Origin of the sequence: Meridianimarinicoccus marinus, assembly GCF_040689105.1 — a bacterium.
GTDB lineage: Bacteria > Pseudomonadota > Alphaproteobacteria > Rhodobacterales > Rhodobacteraceae > Meridianimarinicoccus > Meridianimarinicoccus marinus.
The window spans coordinates 1-277 of sequence record NZ_JBFBVU010000116.1 but is presented as its reverse complement, the minus strand read 5'-3'; the positions used below and the strand labels follow the sequence as shown (position 1 = coordinate 277).

Annotated in this window: 1 protein-coding gene; it reads left to right on the top strand. The window is 66.4% G+C overall.

Annotated elements, in window-relative coordinates:
* Positions 1 to 24: 24 nt before the first annotated feature.
* A partial coding sequence (locus AB0T83_RS20640; RefSeq protein ID WP_366195022.1) for a GntR family transcriptional regulator occupies positions 25 to 277 on the top strand: 253 nt, incomplete at its 3' end.

Here is a 277-nt window from a genome sequence, read left to right as displayed (position 1 = left end):
TCTTCCGCCGCACCGCCAGCCGCCGTGTCTGCCACGCAGGGCGCCTATCAGGCGATCCGCCAGATGATCATCACCGGTGAACTGGCTCCGGGCGAGAAGCTGAAGATCGAGCATCTCAAGGACCGGATGAACACCGGCGCCTCGCCGATCCGCGAGGCGCTGACCCTGCTGGTCTCGGACCAGCTGGTCGAACGGCTTGACCAGCGCGGCTTTCGCGCAGCCCCGGTCAGCCAGGAGAATTTCGGCGAGATCCTGAAACTGCGCTGCGCGCTGGAGG